Source organism: Sphingobium psychrophilum (genome assembly GCF_012927105.1).
GTDB classification, from domain to species: Bacteria; Pseudomonadota; Alphaproteobacteria; order Sphingomonadales; family Sphingomonadaceae; genus Sphingobium; species Sphingobium psychrophilum.
Window position 1 is genome coordinate 54,007 of the sequence record NZ_JABBFV010000018.1, and the last position, 16,647, is coordinate 70,653.

Genomic DNA, 16,647 nt, shown 5'->3' on the forward strand with positions numbered 1-16,647 from the left:
TTATGCGGGAAGAAGGCCGAGATCGGCGTCGGTGGCGGGGACGCCCCATTTGTCGCGGGGCGGCAGCGGGCGGCTGTCCCAGGGCGGGTCGAGGGCGAAGCTGGAGATGGCGCGCCCATCGGGCAGGCGACCATTGCCGCCGCCCTGGCTATAATCATAATAGAGCGTCATCAGTTCGCGATGGCCATGGTGGCGCTGCGCTACGGGGTGCGACAGGCACGCCTCGCGCCAGCGCAGCAGCCGGGTCAGGTGCTGCGGGATCTGATAGGCCTCATAATAGTCGAGGAACCAGAGCCGCTTGAACATCGGGGTGAAGGCGACTTCGGCCCAGCCGAAGCGGTCGAACAGATAGTCGCCGTCGGGCGCATAATGGCGCAGATAATCGTCCAGCCGCGCATATTGGGCGTCCACCTCCGCCTTATGCTCGTCGCGCCTGGCCGGGTCGCGGTTCAGGATCATGCGATAGCCCGCGCCGGTAAATTGGCCGTCGGTCGCGCACAGCATCGCTTCGACCGCATGTTCGTAAGGGTCTTGGCGCGCCACCAGCGGATCGGGGTATCGATCCTCGACATAGCGCATGATGACCATGCTTTCCTTCAACGTCGCGCCATTTTCCAGCTCCAGCGCGGGCAAAGCCGTGGTCCCGCGCGTCTTGGCAAGCAGCCAGTCGGGGCGCGGCTGCGATATGTCGATCTCATGATCGGCCATGATGCCGTGCAACCCCTTCAGGTCGAGCAGCAACTCGATCCGTTCGGAAAAGGGGCAGCCGGGAATATGATACATGCGCAATTGCCCGGCGGCGGGTTCGTCCTGCCAGCCCATGGATCAGGCCGCCGTCGCGGTGGTACGGGCCGGCATCTCGCTCTTGGATTTGGCGAACATGGCCTGGGCCGCGGGACGGGCGGCGATGCGCTCGATCCAGGCGACCAGATGCGGCGTCGCCTCCTTGTTGACGATGTCGGCATAACCGAACTGCATCCCGTTCGCGATCGCGAAATTGCAGATATCGGCCAGCGTATAATCCTCCCCTGCCAGCCAGAGGCTTTGCGACAGGCGCCGTTCCAGCCGATCCACCGACACGCGGATCTTGCGCATTTCCTCATCCAGCACCTCTTTGGGGAAGCCCGCGCGGGCGCTGCGCCACTTGGCCTGCTGTTCGGGGATCGGGATATGTTTCAGCTTCTCCTCGAACTCTTCGTCCGACAATTTGCGCGCCATCGGGCCGATCATCCGTTCCCAGCCGATGGTCGACACGCACCAGCAGAAATATTCGTCCACCCACTTGGTCCAGACGCGCATCTCCGCAATCCGCACCGGATCGGCCGGGCGCAAGCGGACAGCATCGGGAAAGGCATCCTCCAGATACTCGCAGATCACCGTCGATTCAGTGATGATATGGCCGTCATGGTCCAGCGCGGGCACCTGGCCGCGCGGATTGATCGCCTTGAACCAGTCCTCATGATGTTCGAAGCGGGTCGGATCGACGAAGCGGGGCGTAAACTCCAGCCCCTTTTCATACAGGGCCAGCAGCGGTTTCATGGAGTTGGCGGCCGGACCGAAGCTGTAGAGCGTCAACATGCGCTATCCTCACCTTATCGTTGTGGCGTCTGGTGCGCCTTCGGTGATGAAATTGGCCGCCGATCGAGCAGGCCGCAAGTCGTCTGTCGATACTATCAGCGGCACTACCCGGTAATCCGGGCCGCTCAACCTGTCAGTGGCAATGATAGCGCCGCCACTCGTCTTGCGGTGATAGAAAGGCTTTGCTTTGAGTGACGCAAGAAAAGCCGGAGAGAATGATGCTGGAACTGCTGACGTCTGAGACGCCCAACGGCTGGAAAGTCTCGATCCTGCTGGAGGAGCTAGGCGAGCCTTATAAGGTGACGCCGATTGCGCTGACCGACCGGGTGCAGAAGCAGGACTGGTATGTCGCGCTCAACCCCAATGGCCGCATCCCGACGCTGGTCGATCATGACGCGGGGGACTTCGCCATCTTCGAATCCGGTGCGATCCTGCTCTATCTGGCGGAAAAGTTCGGCCGTTTCATTCCCACGGACGCGCAGGACCGCAGCCGCGTGATCCAGTGGGTGATGTGGCAGATGTCGGGACTTGGCCCGATGATGGGACAGGCGACCGTCTTCAACCGCTATTTCGACGAGAAATTGCCGTCGGTGATCGACCGCTATGTGCGGGAGAGCCAGCGCCTGTTCGGCGTGATGGACGCGCACCTGTCGATACGCGACTATCTGGTCGGCGACTATTCGATCGCCGATATCGCCTGCTTCCCCTGGGTGCGCGGCCATGAGTGGGCCGGCGTCGACATGGGCGGCTTCCCCCATCTTCAGCGCTGGTTCGACAGGATTTCAGTGCGGCCCGCGGTGCAGCGCGGGCTTCTTATCCCCACACCGCCGACTGACGCGGAAATGGCGGAAAAAACGACCAAACAGGGAAAGACCATTCTCGCGTGAACGCTTTCTTCCAGCGGATCGTCCGCATCGAATGGGGTCATTGCGACCCGGCCGGTATCGTCCACGCGCCGCGCTATTTCGACATTTTCGGCGAAAGCACGATGTTGCTGTTCGAACAGGCTGGCCTGCCCAAGAAGCGGGAGATGCTGGCGACCATGCCCTTCGCCGGATTCCCGATGGTCGATGTATCGGCGCGTTTCTTCGTGCCGACTGCTTATGGCGACGATGTGCTGGTGGAGGCGGACGCCCCCCTGTTCGGCAACAGCAGTTTCACCGTGACGCACCGATTGTCGCTGGACGGGCGCCTGTGCGTGGAATGTGTCGAAAAGCGGGTATGGACCGCGCCCGATGCCAGCCGACCGGGCGGATTGCGGGCGGAGCGGGTGCCGGATTCGGTGCGGGCACTCTTTATATAGTGGTTTGTTTTCCCGCGCAGGCGGGAACCCAGTCCTGCCGTCTGAACTAGGCTCCCGCCTACGCGGGAGCACGACATCGCTTTATCTACGTTCAGCACCCGGCAAGCCTGACCACGCCATAGCATCCGCCGAGAAAAGGGAGATGCGGCATGGAGCAATCATTCGGACTTTCCGACAGGCGCAGCCTGATCGCGGCCTTGGCGCTGCTGCCGCTGGCGGCCTGCGCGACCCCGATGGGCCGCTATTCGGTCGAGGATGCGGTGCGACGGCTGCTACAACTGTCGAGCGAGCGGGCCTTTGCCCGGCTGACCGAACCGGGGGGATTTTATGACGACCAACTGACGCGGATCGTCCCGCCGGACCTGAGCGGGGGCAGGGGCGGCGCGGTGCTCTCCGCCTTGTTGCGCACCAACGCGGTGCGTAATCAGGTCGCGCGATCGCTCAACGATGTGGCGGTGGATCTGGCCGACAATGCCACGCCGATCGTGATGGATGCGGTGCAGCGCATGACGCTGGCCGATGCGGTGTCGGTGCTGCGTGGCGGCCCGACGGCGGCGACCGACCTGCTGGCGCGCGAAGCGCGCGGATCGGTGGTCGAGGCGCTGCTGCCCGGCGCGTCGCGCGCGCTGCGGTCCGACATGTTCGAAATGCTGTCCGCCGCGCTCTCGGCCAGCGGGGGCCGGGACTATGCGGCGCTGGCCGATAATGTGTCCGGCCAGATCGGCGACGCCATCTTCCGCGCAATCGGGCGGGAAGAGGCGGAGATTCGCCGCGATCCGGGTGCGACGCGCGACCCGATCCTGATGGCCTTGCTGCGATAGGCTTCGATAGGTCTTGATTTCGACGCCGAGAAATGGTGTCGCTTCGTCCCATGGAACAGAAATATCCCGGTGTCGCCGCCATCCCCTGGGATCAGCCCGCGACCATGATCGACCTGGACGGCAAGCCGCCGCTGATCGGCACGATTCGCGACTGCGCCGTTCATTTTGGCCTCTACAAGGCCGAAGCCAAGGTGCACGCGCGTGTGCTGCTGACCCAGCCTGTCCATCGCGAAGGGCGCAAGACGCGCACCTGGCTGCTGGAGCCGGACGAGATCGCGGCCCTGGCCGAACGGCTGAAGCGCGAAACCAACTGAGCCTCGCTGGTCAGGCGGCCTCGACCTCCGTCTCTTCAACCAGCTTGGCCAGCCGCGCGGCGCTGACATCGTCCAGCGGCGCGAAGAGAAGCAGGCGCTGGCCCGGTGCTTCCTCGATCGCATAGCTGGTGTGGCGGAACATGATTTCGCCAACGCCGGGCATATCGGCGATGTTCGTGTCCTCGAAATGGGCCATGATTTCCGATTCCTGCCAATAGCGGCGGAAAAATTCGGACTGGTCCATCATGTCGGCGATGATGCCCTCGAACACCTCCGGCTGGGCGGTGCGGCTATAGTCCCATTTGAAGCGGGCGATCAGCCGCCGGCACATGTCCTGAAACTTGTCCGGGTCGGCGCGATAGCGCGGGTTCAGCATCAGAATGCGGAACAAGTTGCGCTCTTCGCGCGGCATTTGACTGTAATCGCGAAAGGCCCGGCCGACCAGCCGGTTCCAGCCGATCACGGTCCAATCCTCCACGATCACCAGCGCGGGAATCGACAGCGCGTCCATCAGATGCTGGGTGCCGGCATGGATCGTTTCGTCGGGGCGGCGCGCCAGCGGCGGCGGCCGATGCTGCGCCAGGGCGAAGAGAAATTCGCGCTCATTGGCGCTGAGGCGCAGCGTGCGGCTCAATCGCTCCAGCATCGGCGCGGATAACTGGACCTCCCGCCCCTGCTCGAACCATGTGTACCAGGTGACGCTCATTCCCGCCAGCGTCGCCACCTCTTCCCGCCGAAGCCCGCGCGTGCGGCGGCGTTCGCCCGGCGGCAGGCCGACTTCGATCGGCGCCAGCTTCGCCCGCGCAGCTTTCAGGAACCGCGACAATTCTTCCCGTTGTGCCATGCCTTATCCAGTTACTCGCAATGATGGGACATCCTACGGCCTTCTTGCGGGCCGTCTCCTCTGCAAGACCCTGTGGTCTGCGATCGGCAGCATAGCCGAGACTGGACAGGAGAGTAAGATTGGCTGGCAAGCTATTTATAACCTGCGCGGTGACGGGAAGCTCGCCGATGCCCACGCATCCCAACTTCCCCTTCCGCCCCGATCATGTCGCGGCCGAAGCGTTGGCCGCGGCGGAGGCGGGCGCGGCAATCATCCATCTGCATGTGCGTGACCGCGAAACCGGCAACCCGTCGCAGGCGCTGGACGATTATCGGGAGGTCGTTGGCCTGATCCGCGCCAAGAATAACGAAGTGATCCTGAACGTCACCACGGGGCCGGGCTGCACCTGGATGCAGGGGGATGAAGACCCGGCAGTCTGCGGCCCCGGCACGTTGATGTTCACGGCTGAACGGCGGCTGGAGCATATTCTCGACCTCAAGCCCGATATGTGTACGCTCGACATCTGTACGATGCAGCTGTGGGGCGGGGTGGCGATCAACCTCGACCCCATGATCACCAAAATGGGACATATGATTCAGGATGCCGGCGTGCTGCCGGAGATCGAATGTTTCGAGGCGGGCGATTTCGTGTTCGCCGACGACCTGATGGCCAAGGGCGCAATTCCGAAACATGTGCCCTTCACCTTCGTCCTGGGCACCAAATATGGCTTGCCCGCGACGACAGAAGCCATGCTCTATGCCAAGAATCAGCTTCCGCGTGGGGCGCAGTTCACCGGCTTTGGCGTCAGCCGCCACAGCTTCCCCATGGCGGCGCAGTCCGCGTTGCTGGGCGGCAATATCCGGGTCGGATTCGAAGATACGATCTACCTGCGGCGCGGTAAACTGGCGCAGGACAATGCCGACCTGGTCCGTTGGGGCGTCGACATCATCGAACGGATTGGCGGCGACGTCGCCAGCGCGGGTGAAGCGCGGGCTATGCTGGGCCTGAAACAATAAAGAAAGGATCGATATGACACAGACAGCAGCAGCGCCCATGGGCGACGTCAGCGGCCGCACGGCCTTCATTACCGGCGGCGCGAACGGCATTGGCCTTGGCATCGCCCGTGCGCTGGTGCGCGCCGGCGCCAATGTGGTGATCGCGGACATTCGCGAGGACGCCCTGGCGCAGGCGAAGGCCGACCTGGCCGCCGATGCGCAGGTGGAGACGGTGCAGTTGGACGTCACCGACCGCGCCGGCTTCGCCTGCGCCGCCGACGCGGCGGAGGCGCGCTTCGGCAAGATCCATATCCTGGTCGGCAATGCCGGGGTGGGCGTGATGGGGCCGGTGCTGGATGCGCGTTTCGACGATTGGGACTGGGGCATGGGCGTCAATCTGGGCGGGGTCATCAACGGCCTGGTCACGATCCTGCCGCGGATCAAGGCGCATGGCGAGGGTGGTCAGATCGTCACCACCTCCTCCCAATCTGCGCTGATCCCGATCGGCTATTCGGCCATTTATACCGCGGCGAAGGCCGCGGTGCTGGGCATTTCCGAAGCGATAAGGGGCGAACTGGCGGCGGAGAATATCGGCGTGTCCGCCTTCATGCCAGGCCCGGTGCAGAGCAATATCGCCCATAGCGGCGAACTGCGCCCGGCCGAATATCGGGAAGATAGCGGCTATCGCCAGCGCGAGGAAGAACTGGAGCAGCGCCCCGTATCGCCGCTCTGGATGAGCGCGGACGAAGTGGGCGATCGGGTGCTGGCCGGCATCCGCGCCAATGACCTCTATATCCTGACCCACCCCGAATTTGCGGCCGGGATGCGGACGCGCTTCGACGCGATCCTGGCCTCCTTCCCTGATGAGACGATCAACCAGGATCGGGCGAAGGCGATCGGTTTCCTGCTATCCAATCCGGTGTTCGACGATCAACTGGCGCGGCGCAAGGCGAAGGAACTGGCGGCATGACGCAGGTTGCGGGCCGCACCGCCTTCATCACCGGGGGCGGATCGGGCGTGGCGCTGGGTCAGGCGAAGGTCTTCGCGCAGGCGGGGTGCAAGGTCGCGATCGCCGATATCCGGCAGGACCATCTGGACGAGGCGATGGCCTGGTTCGACGGGCGCGGGCATGATGTAATGGCGGTGAAGCTGGATATCACCGACCGCGATGCTTATGCGCGCGCCGCCGACGCGGTGGAAGCAAAGCTGGGACCGGTGGAACTGCTGTTCAACACGGCGGGCGTGTCGATATTCGGGCCGCTCCAGAACGCCACCTATGACGATTGGGACTGGCAGCTGGACGTCAATCTGAAGGGCGTCATCAACGGTATCCAGACCTTCGTCCCGCGCATGATCGAGCGGGATAAGGGCGGGCATATCATCAATACCGCGTCCATGTCCGCCTTCGTCGCGCTCAAGGGAACGGGCATTTACTGCACGTCGAAAATGGCGATCCGGGGCTTGTCAGAATGTCTGGCGCTGGATTTGGCCGATCACGGCATCGGCGTGTCGATGCTCTGCCCCGGCGCGGTCAACAGCAACATCCATGAGGCGGTGCTGACCCGCCCGGCGCATTTGCAGAAAACCGGCTATTATGGCGCAGACCCCGATGTCATGGCGCATTTGAAGCAGGTGATCTCGGTCGGCATGGAGCCCGAAGTGCTGGCGCAATATGTGCTTAAGGGGGTGGAGGCGGACCAGCTTTATATCCTGCCCTATCCCGAATTTCGCGGCACGCTGGAGGACATTCATGAACGGGTGATGGCGGCGGTTGCCCGGCCCGAAGACGATCCCGATTATGCAAAGCGCGTGGCCCATGGCGTGCCGGGCGGCGAGAAGCGTGAAAAGGTCGAGAGTTAAACATGCCTCTGGCCGGGCGGATAAAGGGGTCCGCCCGGCCAGCTTTTTATATCGACAAACCTTGGTTCAGCCCAGCCCCAGCAGCTTCACCGCATTATCCTTCATGATAAGCGGCAACACTTCCTCGCGGAAGCCCGCTTCCCGTGCGGCGTCGATCCATTTTTCCGGGCGTATGAGCGGCCAGTCGGAGCCGAACAGCATCTTATGCTTGAGCTGCGTATTGGCGTATTGGATGACCTGTTTGGGGAAATATTTGGGCGACCAGCCGGACAGGTCCATGAAGACATTATCCTTGTGCAGCGCCATCGACAGGCTCTCGTCAGTCCAGGGCCAGCTGGGATGCGCAAGGATGATCTTCATGTCGGGGAAATCGACCGCGACATCGTCCACCAGGATCGGCTGGCCATATTTCAGCCGCACCCCGCCGCCGCCGCGCATCCCGGTGCCCATGCCCGAATGGCCGGTGTGGAAGATGGCGGGCAGCTTATATTCGGCGATCACTTCATAGATGGGATAGGCGACGCGGTCGGCCGGGTGGCAATCCTGCATGATGCCGTGGAATTTGAAGCCCTTGACCCCGTAATTCTCCACCAGGTCGCGGGCTTCGCGTGCGCCGAACTTGCCCTTGCGCGGGTCGATCGAGGCGAAGGGGATGACGATGTCGCTGTCGTTCGCGGCCAGTTCCGCCACTTCGTAATTGCTGATCCGCTTGGCCCCGATCCCGCTCTCGCAATCGACGGTGAACAGGCAGAAGGCGATGTTCTGCGCGCGATAATAGGCGATGGTTTCGGGGATGGTCGGCCGCTTGCGATCCGCCTTGAAATAGGCGGACGCTGCGTCGAAATATTTGGCCATCACCGGGTCTTCGGGGTCGTGGCATGACACTTCGGCATGGACATGGACGTCGATGGCGATGACTTTGGTCGGATCAACGGGCATTGGGTTTGCTTTCCAGTGTCTTGTCCTCATTGGCGCGGTGGATGACGTAAGCGCGGATATCCTCGATCTCTTTTGCCGAGAAAATCGAGGCGAAGCTGACCATGCCATTGTCCTTGAGCGCGCCGTCATGGACGATCATCTGCCAGGTCGCCTTGTCATTAAGGGTGGCGCTGTGGCGCAGGTCGGGGACGATGCTGCCGCCCACCGCCGCGTCGCCATGGCAGGTGCTGCAATAGCGGCCGAAACGCGCCGCGCCCGCTGCGATCTGCGCCGCGCTGGCGGTGGAGGGGGGCGGGTCGAGCGGCATGGCGGCAAGCGGCGGGGCGGGGGGCAGGGCGGCCTTGCCGTCCAGCTTGAACACCAACAATCGGCTGATATTGCGGCTGGGTCCGCTCTTGTCGGACAGGATGCCGGGGGCCAGCGCCCACACGCCGCCCCAGCCGGCCATCACCGCCACATATTGCGCGCCGTCCAGTTCATAGCTGATCGGCGCGGCGACGATGCCGGTTTGGGCCGGGAAGGACCAGAGCTTGCGGCCATCCTTGGTCGCATAAGCGTTGAAGTCGCCAGTCGCCGTCCCCTGAAACACCAGGTCGCCGCCGGTCGCCAGCAGCCCGCCATTCCATGGTCCTTTGTAGGATACGCGCCATTTTTCCTTCTGCGCGACCGGATCCCAGGCGATGAGCGCGCCGGTGGTCGCCTTCATCGCGGCGTCGCGGACGCCCAAGTCGGCCGGCATGGCGGCCGCGGCGATATCGACGCCGACATTGAAGCCCAGCTTATTGGCCTTCCACCCTTTTTCGGGGATATAGGGGAAGGCGGCGAGGTTGGCGGGGATGAAGACGGTCTGGCTCTTGGGATCGAAGGCCATCGGGTGCCAGCTATGCGCGCCGGTCGCGCCGGGTGAGCCGATGAAGGGCTTGCCGGTCTTGTAATAGCGCGCTTCGGGATTTTCGATCGGTCGCCCGGTCTTCATGTCGATGCCGCTGGCCCAGTTGACCGGAACGAAATTCTTCGCCGACAGCAGCTTTCCGTTGGTGCGGTCCAGCACGTAGAAGAAGCCGTTCTTGGGCGCCTGCATCAGCACTTTCTTCTTCTGCCCGTCGATCTCCATGACGGCTAGCATGATATGCTGGGTGGCGGTGAAGTCCCAGCTGTCGCCCGGCGTGGTCTGGTAATGCCAGGCATAGGTGCCCGTCTTGGCATGGACCGCGACGATCGAGGAGAGGTAGAGATTGTCGCCCTTGCCCTCCGACCGATAGGCCTGGTTCCAGGGCGAACCATTGCCCACGCCGATATAGAGCAGGTCGAGGTCCGGGTCATAGGCCATCGCGTCCCAAACCGTGCCGCCGCCGCCCTGTTTCCACCATTGCCCATACCAGGTGGCAGCCGCTTTCTTCAGATAGTCGGCTTCCTTCTCCGTGCCGGGCTGGGCAGGGACGGTGTAGAATTTCCAGCGCTCCTTGCCCGTATCGGCATCATAGGCGGCGACATAACCGCGCGCGCCAAACTCCGCCCCGCCATTGCCGATGACGACCAGCCCGTGCACGACGCGCGGCGCGCCGGTAATGGTGTAATTTTTGGTCTGGTCGAGCGTCACGACGCTCCAGACCGGCTTGCCGCTCTTGCGGTCGATCGCGATTAGGCGACCGTCCAATGTGCCGACGAACAATTTGTCGCCCCAGGCGGCAACGCCGCGATTGACCGCGTCGCAACAGGCCTTGACCAGCGTCTCGCGCGGCACTTGCGGGTCGTAGGACCAGAGCAGCTTGCCGCTGCGCGCATCATAGGCCTTCACCATGCTCCACGCGGTGGAGGTGTAGAGGACGCCGTCGATGAAGAGTGGCGTACCCTCCTGCCCGCGGTTGGTGTCCATGTCGGCGAACCAGGCGAGGCCGAGTTTGCCGACCGTGTCCTGATTGATCGCGGACAACGGGCTGAAACGCTGCTCGTCATAGGTGCGGCCGGTGGACAGCCATTCGGCCGGTTTCGCGGCGATGATGCGTGCGGTATCCACGCCGCCGGTCGAGGCAGGAACAGTCGCTTCCTGGCTCGTGCCCTTGCCACAGCCTGACAATGCCAGACCCGCTCCCATCAGCAGCGCAATCGCGACCCGCATTCTCTTCCTCTCCTTATGCGGTGCAGGTTTCTGCATCCGTCACCTAATTCACCATCCGCGCGCCGGACCAATAGGCGGCGCGCAGAGCTTTCTTGTCCATCTTGCCCGCCGCGGTCCGGGGAATGGCGGGGACGAAGGCGACGCTTTTGGGCGCCTTCACCCCGCCCAGCCGGGCCTTGGCATGGGCGATGATCTCAGTCTCTCCGATATCGTCGGCGACCACAATGGCGTGGACCGCCTCGCCCCATTTTGCATGGGGGATGCCGATGACCGCACATTCGCGCACCGCCGCCAGTTCGGTAACGGCGGCCTCCACTTCGGCGGAAAAGACGTTGAAGCCGCCCGACACGACCATGTCCTTCTTGCGATCAACGATGTAGAGATAGCCGTCCTTGTCGCGCCGGGCGACGTCGCCCGTATGGTGCCAGCCATGGGTGCGCATTTCGGCGGTGGCGTCGGGCATGGCATAATATTCGCGCGAGACGAGAACGCCGCGCACCACCAGTTCGCCGGCTTCACCATCGGGCAGGAGGTTGCCGTCATCGTCCATGATGCCGACCCGGACGGACCGGGTAGGCTGGCCGCAACTGGCGAGCCGTTCGGGCCGGTCGCCGGCGGCCGCCGCGGCGACCGCTTCGGGCGACAGCCAGGTGACAATCATCGGCGATTCCACCTGGCCATAGGCCTGGCAAAGGCAGGGGCCGAATATCTCGACCGCCTGCCGCAATTTCTCCGGGGATACCGGCGATCCAACCAGCAGGAAGATTTTGAGCGAGGACGTATCGCTGCCCGTCAACTCAGCCGCGTCGAGCAAGCTGTAGAGCGCGGTCGGCGGCATATAGACATGGGTGACGCAATGCTGCGCGATCGCGTCGAGCACGGCGGGCGCATCGAAGCCGGACAGGATCACTTGGCTAGCGCCCAGTGACAGGGTCGCCAACGCCACCGGGCCGGCCGCATGGGTGATCGGTGCGACGACGAGTGAGACAGGTGTATCGGTTCTGCCATCGACCGCCTGCGCCAGCGTCTCGATCATCGTGCCCCAACCAAGATTGGTGACGACCACCCCCTTGGACGGACCCGTCGTGCCCCCGGTGGGGAAGAGGCCGACAATGTCGTCAGGCTTGCCGAACGGATCGGAAAAGTCTGGCAAACTGTCCAACTCGCTGTTCGCGATGAACTGGTCGAGCGAGGGATCGCCATCATAAACGCGGTCGAGGCAGACGAAACGGGTCAGGCTCGGCACGCGCGCCTTGAGCGCTGCAACGTCCTCTGCTTGGCTGCTATGATAGAATAGCCAGCCGCAGCGGACATAGTCGAGATAGGCGGCGTTGGCGTCGATCGCGTTGCGGGTGTTGACCGGCACCCATTGGCCGTTGGCGCGCCAGATGGCGAGTAGGGCGACCATCATCGCCGCGCTGTTGGGACCGTACAGCGCGATCGGCTGCTGATCGCGGAATCCCGCGCCGTGAAGCGCGACGGCGATCCGCGTCGTCAGCGCCTTGACCGCCCCGAAGCTCAGCGTCTCGCGGCTTGTCCCGTCGATCAGGCAGGGGCGTTCGGGACCAAGGTCGTGGCCCCGGTCGAAATAGTCAATCGCGCGCATTCTATCAGCCCCAGCGGTTGATCTCCGGGCCGGGCGCCCAGATGGTTTCGGGGTGGGCTATGGTGGCCAGGCCCAACGCTCGCGCCACGGCGGGGCGGGCGCGCAGCCGCGCTCCCCAGGCGTCGGTCAGCGGCGCAGACGCGAAGGCTTCGGGGACGATCCCGCGCATTCCGGCCAGCCAGGCATGACTTTCAAGGTCGGCAATGGTGAAATCGCCCATCAGCCAGTCGCGTCCGTCGGCCAGCTGCGCCTCCACCTTCTCGACCGCCTGGACGATCTTGGTGCGGCTGTCGGCCAATTGGCTGTCGTCTGCCTTGCCCTCCACCGCGTTCTTCCACCGACCTTCGAGATCCGCGCTGGCGATACCGGCGGGGACGCCAAGCGGCGGCGCGGCGGCATTGCCCAGCGCGGCGGCGGCTGGCGCGACCCGTTCGATTACATAGCGGCACCAGGCCATCATCTGCCAGCGGGCATAGGGGTCGGCGGGGCGGATCGCCGGGCCGCTGCCCAACTCGTCCAAATAGCAGGCGAGGAAGACGCTGTCGGTCATCGCGACGCCGTCCACCACCAGCACAGGGCCTTCGCCCTCAATCGACTGGTCGACTTCGAGCGGGTGGGGCAGGGCGGTCGAGTGGCGTTCACCCGCGACCAGGTCGATCGCGCGCAGGTCCAGATCGACGCCTTTCTCGAAGGCGGCGGCCAGGACGGTGAAGGAGGGGCCGTTAGGCTGGCCATGATAGAGGATGCCGGTCATGCGGGTTCGCTTTCGAGCAGGGAGATGCGGCGGGCGAGGTCGGTGCGGCCGAGCGCCCAGCAGGCGCGGGTCGCCGGGCGCGCATAAATGGCGCGCAGCCAGCGCATGATGTTGGGGGTCAATTCGTCATTGCACAGATGCGGCTGCGACAGCGGAATGGCATAGGCGAGGTTGAAGCCGTTGATGTCGGCCAGGCCATAACTGTCCGATGCCAGCCATAACCGCTGGCCCAGCGCTTCTTCCAGATAGCCGATGCCCAGGCCGACGCGGCGCTGCGATTCCGCCATTTCTTCAGGCGAGAAGGCACCGTTGATCGCCTTGCGCCAGGCGACGCGCCGTTCGGGCATGGGAATGCGGTCGATCGCCGCTTCCAGTTCGGCCGGGTCTTTCTGGCGCACCGATGGGCCGACGAAGACGCTCCAGCCGATCATCGAGAAACTGGGGGCGAGCCACTGGTCCATGAACTTCATCCACCAGCGCGTGCGCCACTGATCGACCGGATCGGCGGGCATCAGGCGCGGACCGTCGAACGCTTCATCCACATATTCCATGATCGCGGTGGATTCGGTCAGCACCAAGTCGCCGTGCTTCATCGCCGGAATGGTGCCGAGCGGGTTGACCGCCAGATAATCGGGCTTGTGCTGATCGAAGTTCAGCAGGTCGAGATAATGGCTGTCGAACGCCACGCCCTTTTCGAACAGCGCCAGCATGGGCTTGCCCGAATTGGCGTTGGGTTCCCAATGGTAGAGGGTTACGTCGGTCATGCCGGATGGGTCTCCGAAAAGAAGCCGGCCGGGCATGTGCTGCCCGACCGACCGAGGGGGAGGCTTAGAACTTCTTCTTCACGGTCACCGCCCATTCACGCGGATTGCCGGGGCGGCCTTTGCGGACACCGCCGCCTGCGCCGCGCAGGTCGAGAACGGAGAGGAGATAATATTTGTCGAAAAGATTGGTGACTTCGAACGACACGTCGAGATCCTCATCCGCATTCTGCCAGGTGACCCGCGCATTGGCGAGCGTGTAGGCGGGCACGAAATTGAGGATGCGTTCGCCGTTCACGACCGACGGACCGCCATATTTCTTGTCTTCGTAGGTGACGTCGAAGCGCGGCGTCAGGCTGCCAGCCTTGTCGAGGTCGATCTTATACTGGGCGCCGACGCTGAACTTCCAGGGTGGCGAGGCGGGCGGGTCGGAGGGCGACACGCCGCCGGGGTTGGTGCCGCCCGGCACGGTCGGGGATGTCGCCGCCGGATCAAGGCTGCTGGCGATATATTTGAAGTCCAGATAGCTGATCGACGCATCGATCGCGAGGCCGTCTATGGGATAGGCGGACAGTTCCGCCTCGAACCCCTTCACGCGCGCATCGCCCGCGTTGAGCCGCGCGGCGCAGGGCGCGCCAGGACAGGTCAGCACCGGGATCTGGATATCGACGTAGTCGTTGATGAAGGCGGACGCATTGAGGCGGACCCGGCGATTGAAGAAATCGCTCTTGAACCCGATTTCATAGGCGGTCAGCTTTTCGGGACGGAAGGCGATGACCTGCTGCGTATTGAAGGGACGCGGATTGGAACCGCCGCCCTTGAAGCCGGTCGACACCGATCCATAGACCATCAGGCTGTCGGTCAGTCGATAATCGGCGGCCACCCGATAGTCCCAGCGCTTGGCGCTATAATGGGCGGTAAGGCCGGACAGGGCGGTGACCGTTTCGGTGGTGTTGCCGTTGCCATTATAATCGAGCGTATCGGCGCCCGAATAGCCGATCCCATAGGCGACGCCGACGGGATCGAGGAAGCGGTTGACCGACCCGTCATAATTCAGGCGAAAATAGGTCTGGTCCTTGGTTTCGGCCGTGTAGCGGAGGCCACCACTCAGGGTCAGGCGATCGATCGGCTTCCAAGACAAATGTGCGAACGCGGCCTTGGCTTCCGCCTTGGTCGGGTCGGGCTGGCGGAATTGCAGCGGATAGACCGCGACATAGCGAATGTCCTGGAACGAGTCATAGGTGGATTTCTGCTTGAAATAATAGCCGCCGACCGTGCCGTTCAGGCTGTCGCTCAGGTCGATGTTCAACCGGACTTCCTGGCTGAAGCTCCAATTCTCCAGCGAGTTGCGGCCGAAATTGGTGTTGGCGGGCGACAGGTCGTCGTCTGAATCGAACTGAGTGTCGAAGCTGCGATAGCCGGTGATCGATGTCAGCTTGAAGGCGTCGGACAGGGCATAGTTGACCTGGCCGGACACGCCCCAGCCCTTGTAGAGGCTGCGATCGGTGCCTTGGGTCGCTGCAAGCGGGGTGCCCGCTGCGCCGAACGGATCGACCGGGATCGGCGGCGTCCAGACGCCCGCCGGCTGACCGGTGCCGATATAGTTGCAATAGCGGCCGCAGATGAAGCGATTGTCATAGGGGATGCCTGGGGCGGGATTGGTGTTGGGCGAATTGATGGCGGCCGTGTCGAGCAGCACTTCGCCCGCGATCGTATGTTCGTCGCGGGTATAATCGCCGATCAGGGTCACATCCAGCTTGTCGCTGGGTTCCCAGGCCAGGATGGCGCGGATCGCCTGGTATCCCACACCGCCCAGCTTGCTGATGGTGCAATCGCCGGCAGACCGTGTGGACGGGATGCCGCTCCCCGGATTGGCGCAGCCATAATCGATGCGATCGACAAAGCCGTCCTGCTGCTTGGCGACGCCCGATATGCGGACGGCCAACGTATCGGTGATGCCGAAATCAGCGGCGGCGCGGATGCCGATGCGGTTGCGGATGCCGTAATTCACCTCGACAAAGCCGCCGCCATCGCCCGAGGGGCGCTTGGAATAGAGTTTGATCGCGCCGCCCTCGGCATTGCGGCCGGCAAGCGTGCCTTGCGGCCCGCGCAGGATTTCGACGCGGTCGAGATCGAGCAGTTCGAACACCGCGCCGGTCAGCTGCGGATAATAGACATCGTCGATATAGATGCCGACGCCCGGTTCGTAGGCCGGGTTGAAGTCGTTCTGGCCGATGCCGCGGATCGACGCGGTGATGGACGGACCGAAAGATGCGCCCTGCGGCTTCAACGACACGTTGGGCGCGGCGTCGGCCATCTGCGCCAGGTTGGTCTGGCTCTTGGCCTCCAGCTCGGCCGCGCCGACGGCGGTGATGGAGATGGGCGTGTCCTGCAACCGCTGTGCGCGGAACTGGGCGGTGACGACGATGTCGGCCACCGAACTTTGCGCCTCCGTACCCTGCTCGGCGGCTTGTGGCGCAGCGGCGGGTGGCGGGGCCGATGTCTGCGCCGAGGCCGGCGTTGTGATTGCGAGGATGGAGGCTGACGCCAAAAAGGCGCGCGACATCATTGCACGAAGATCGTGTTGCATGGGTAATCCCCTCTCCTAATTTCGGCTTGAGATCCGTCCTGCCCGGACGTGACCCGCCTCATGACGTTGCTGTGCGTCGATTGTTAGTAAGACATACAATTTTATGCGATGCAAGAGCCTGATCGGCTTCACAACGAACATTGTTGCACTATTTGCCTTTATTGCGAGAGGGCAAATAATACTG

At 63.6% G+C, this 16,647-nt stretch carries 16 protein-coding genes; 7 read left to right on the forward strand and 9 right to left on the reverse strand.

Annotated elements, in window-relative coordinates:
- Positions 1 to 822, reverse strand: a complete 822-nt coding sequence (locus tag HHL08_RS19395; protein WP_235955163.1) for a glutathione S-transferase family protein — start codon at positions 820 to 822, stop codon at positions 1 to 3.
- A gap of 3 nt (positions 823 to 825) precedes the next feature.
- A complete protein-coding gene (locus tag HHL08_RS19400; protein ID WP_169574669.1) occupies positions 826 to 1,578 on the reverse strand; it encodes a glutathione S-transferase family protein in 753 nt (250 codons plus the stop codon).
- Between the two features lie 215 nt (positions 1,579 to 1,793).
- Here HHL08_RS19400 and HHL08_RS19405 point away from each other — a divergent pair, with 215 nt between their 5' ends.
- The 4 genes from HHL08_RS19405 (at position 1,794) to HHL08_RS19420 (ending at position 4,016) form a co-directional block, all read left to right on the forward strand.
- Complete coding sequence (locus HHL08_RS19405; protein ID WP_235955164.1) at positions 1,794 to 2,465, forward strand: glutathione S-transferase family protein; 672 nt, start codon at positions 1,794 to 1,796, stop codon at positions 2,463 to 2,465.
- A complete protein-coding gene (locus HHL08_RS19410; protein ID WP_169574670.1) occupies positions 2,462 to 2,881 on the forward strand; it encodes an acyl-CoA thioesterase in 420 nt (139 codons plus the stop codon). The genes HHL08_RS19405 and HHL08_RS19410 overlap by 4 nt, the downstream gene beginning before the upstream one ends.
- A 149-nt stretch (positions 2,882 to 3,030) precedes the next feature.
- Positions 3,031 to 3,702, forward strand: a complete 672-nt coding sequence (locus HHL08_RS19415) for a DUF4197 domain-containing protein (RefSeq protein ID WP_169574671.1) — start codon at positions 3,031 to 3,033, stop codon at positions 3,700 to 3,702.
- 32 nt (positions 3,703 to 3,734) lie between these two features.
- Entirely contained in the window at positions 3,735 to 4,016 is a 282-nt protein-coding gene (locus tag HHL08_RS19420) for a hypothetical protein (protein ID WP_235955165.1), read from the forward strand.
- Positions 4,017 to 4,026: 10 nt separating this feature from the next.
- Here the strand turns inward: HHL08_RS19420 and HHL08_RS19425 are convergent, their stop codons facing one another.
- Positions 4,027 to 4,860 (reverse strand): helix-turn-helix transcriptional regulator, encoded by an 834-nt coding sequence (locus tag HHL08_RS19425; RefSeq protein WP_169574672.1) that lies wholly within the window; start codon positions 4,858 to 4,860, stop codon positions 4,027 to 4,029.
- A gap of 119 nt (positions 4,861 to 4,979) precedes the next feature.
- On the opposite strand from HHL08_RS19425, the gene HHL08_RS19430 reads away from it, so the two are divergent.
- Genes HHL08_RS19430 through HHL08_RS19440 form a run of 3 tightly spaced genes read left to right on the forward strand, consistent with a single transcriptional unit; the run spans position 4,980 to position 7,694 of the window.
- On the forward strand, positions 4,980 to 5,855 hold the full coding sequence (locus HHL08_RS19430) for a BKACE family enzyme (RefSeq protein WP_169574673.1): 876 nt from the start codon (positions 4,980 to 4,982) through the stop codon (positions 5,853 to 5,855).
- A gap of 13 nt (positions 5,856 to 5,868) precedes the next feature.
- Positions 5,869 to 6,804 (forward strand): SDR family NAD(P)-dependent oxidoreductase, encoded by a 936-nt coding sequence (locus HHL08_RS19435; protein WP_169574674.1) that lies wholly within the window; start codon positions 5,869 to 5,871, stop codon positions 6,802 to 6,804.
- On the forward strand, positions 6,801 to 7,694 hold the full coding sequence (locus tag HHL08_RS19440) for an SDR family NAD(P)-dependent oxidoreductase (protein ID WP_169574675.1): 894 nt from the start codon (positions 6,801 to 6,803) through the stop codon (positions 7,692 to 7,694). The genes HHL08_RS19435 and HHL08_RS19440 overlap by 4 nt, the downstream gene beginning before the upstream one ends.
- Positions 7,695 to 7,760: 66 nt before the next feature.
- Here the strand turns inward: HHL08_RS19440 and HHL08_RS19445 are convergent, their stop codons facing one another.
- The 6 genes from HHL08_RS19445 to HHL08_RS19470 form a co-directional block, all read right to left on the reverse strand.
- Positions 7,761 to 8,633: an amidohydrolase family protein gene (locus HHL08_RS19445; protein ID WP_169574676.1), complete on the reverse strand. Its 873-nt coding sequence runs from the start codon at positions 8,631 to 8,633 to the stop codon at positions 7,761 to 7,763.
- Entirely contained in the window at positions 8,623 to 10,752 is a 2,130-nt protein-coding gene (locus HHL08_RS19450; protein ID WP_235955167.1) for a PQQ-dependent dehydrogenase, methanol/ethanol family, read from the reverse strand. The genes HHL08_RS19445 and HHL08_RS19450 overlap by 11 nt, the downstream gene beginning before the upstream one ends.
- 43 nt (positions 10,753 to 10,795) lie before the next feature.
- Entirely contained in the window at positions 10,796 to 12,358 is a 1,563-nt protein-coding gene (locus tag HHL08_RS19455) for an AMP-binding protein (RefSeq protein WP_169574677.1), read from the reverse strand.
- A gap of 4 nt (positions 12,359 to 12,362) precedes the next feature.
- Positions 12,363 to 13,112, reverse strand: coding sequence for a glutathione S-transferase family protein (locus HHL08_RS19460; RefSeq protein ID WP_169574678.1), 750 nt, complete (start codon positions 13,110 to 13,112; stop codon positions 12,363 to 12,365).
- Positions 13,109 to 13,876 (reverse strand): glutathione S-transferase family protein, encoded by a 768-nt coding sequence (locus tag HHL08_RS19465; RefSeq protein ID WP_169574679.1) that lies wholly within the window; start codon positions 13,874 to 13,876, stop codon positions 13,109 to 13,111. Before HHL08_RS19465 ends, HHL08_RS19460 begins: the two co-directional genes overlap by 4 nt.
- Positions 13,877 to 13,940: 64 nt before the next feature.
- Positions 13,941 to 16,463, reverse strand: coding sequence for a TonB-dependent receptor (locus HHL08_RS19470; protein WP_235955168.1), 2,523 nt, complete (start codon positions 16,461 to 16,463; stop codon positions 13,941 to 13,943).
- Positions 16,464 to 16,647 lie beyond the last annotated feature (184 nt).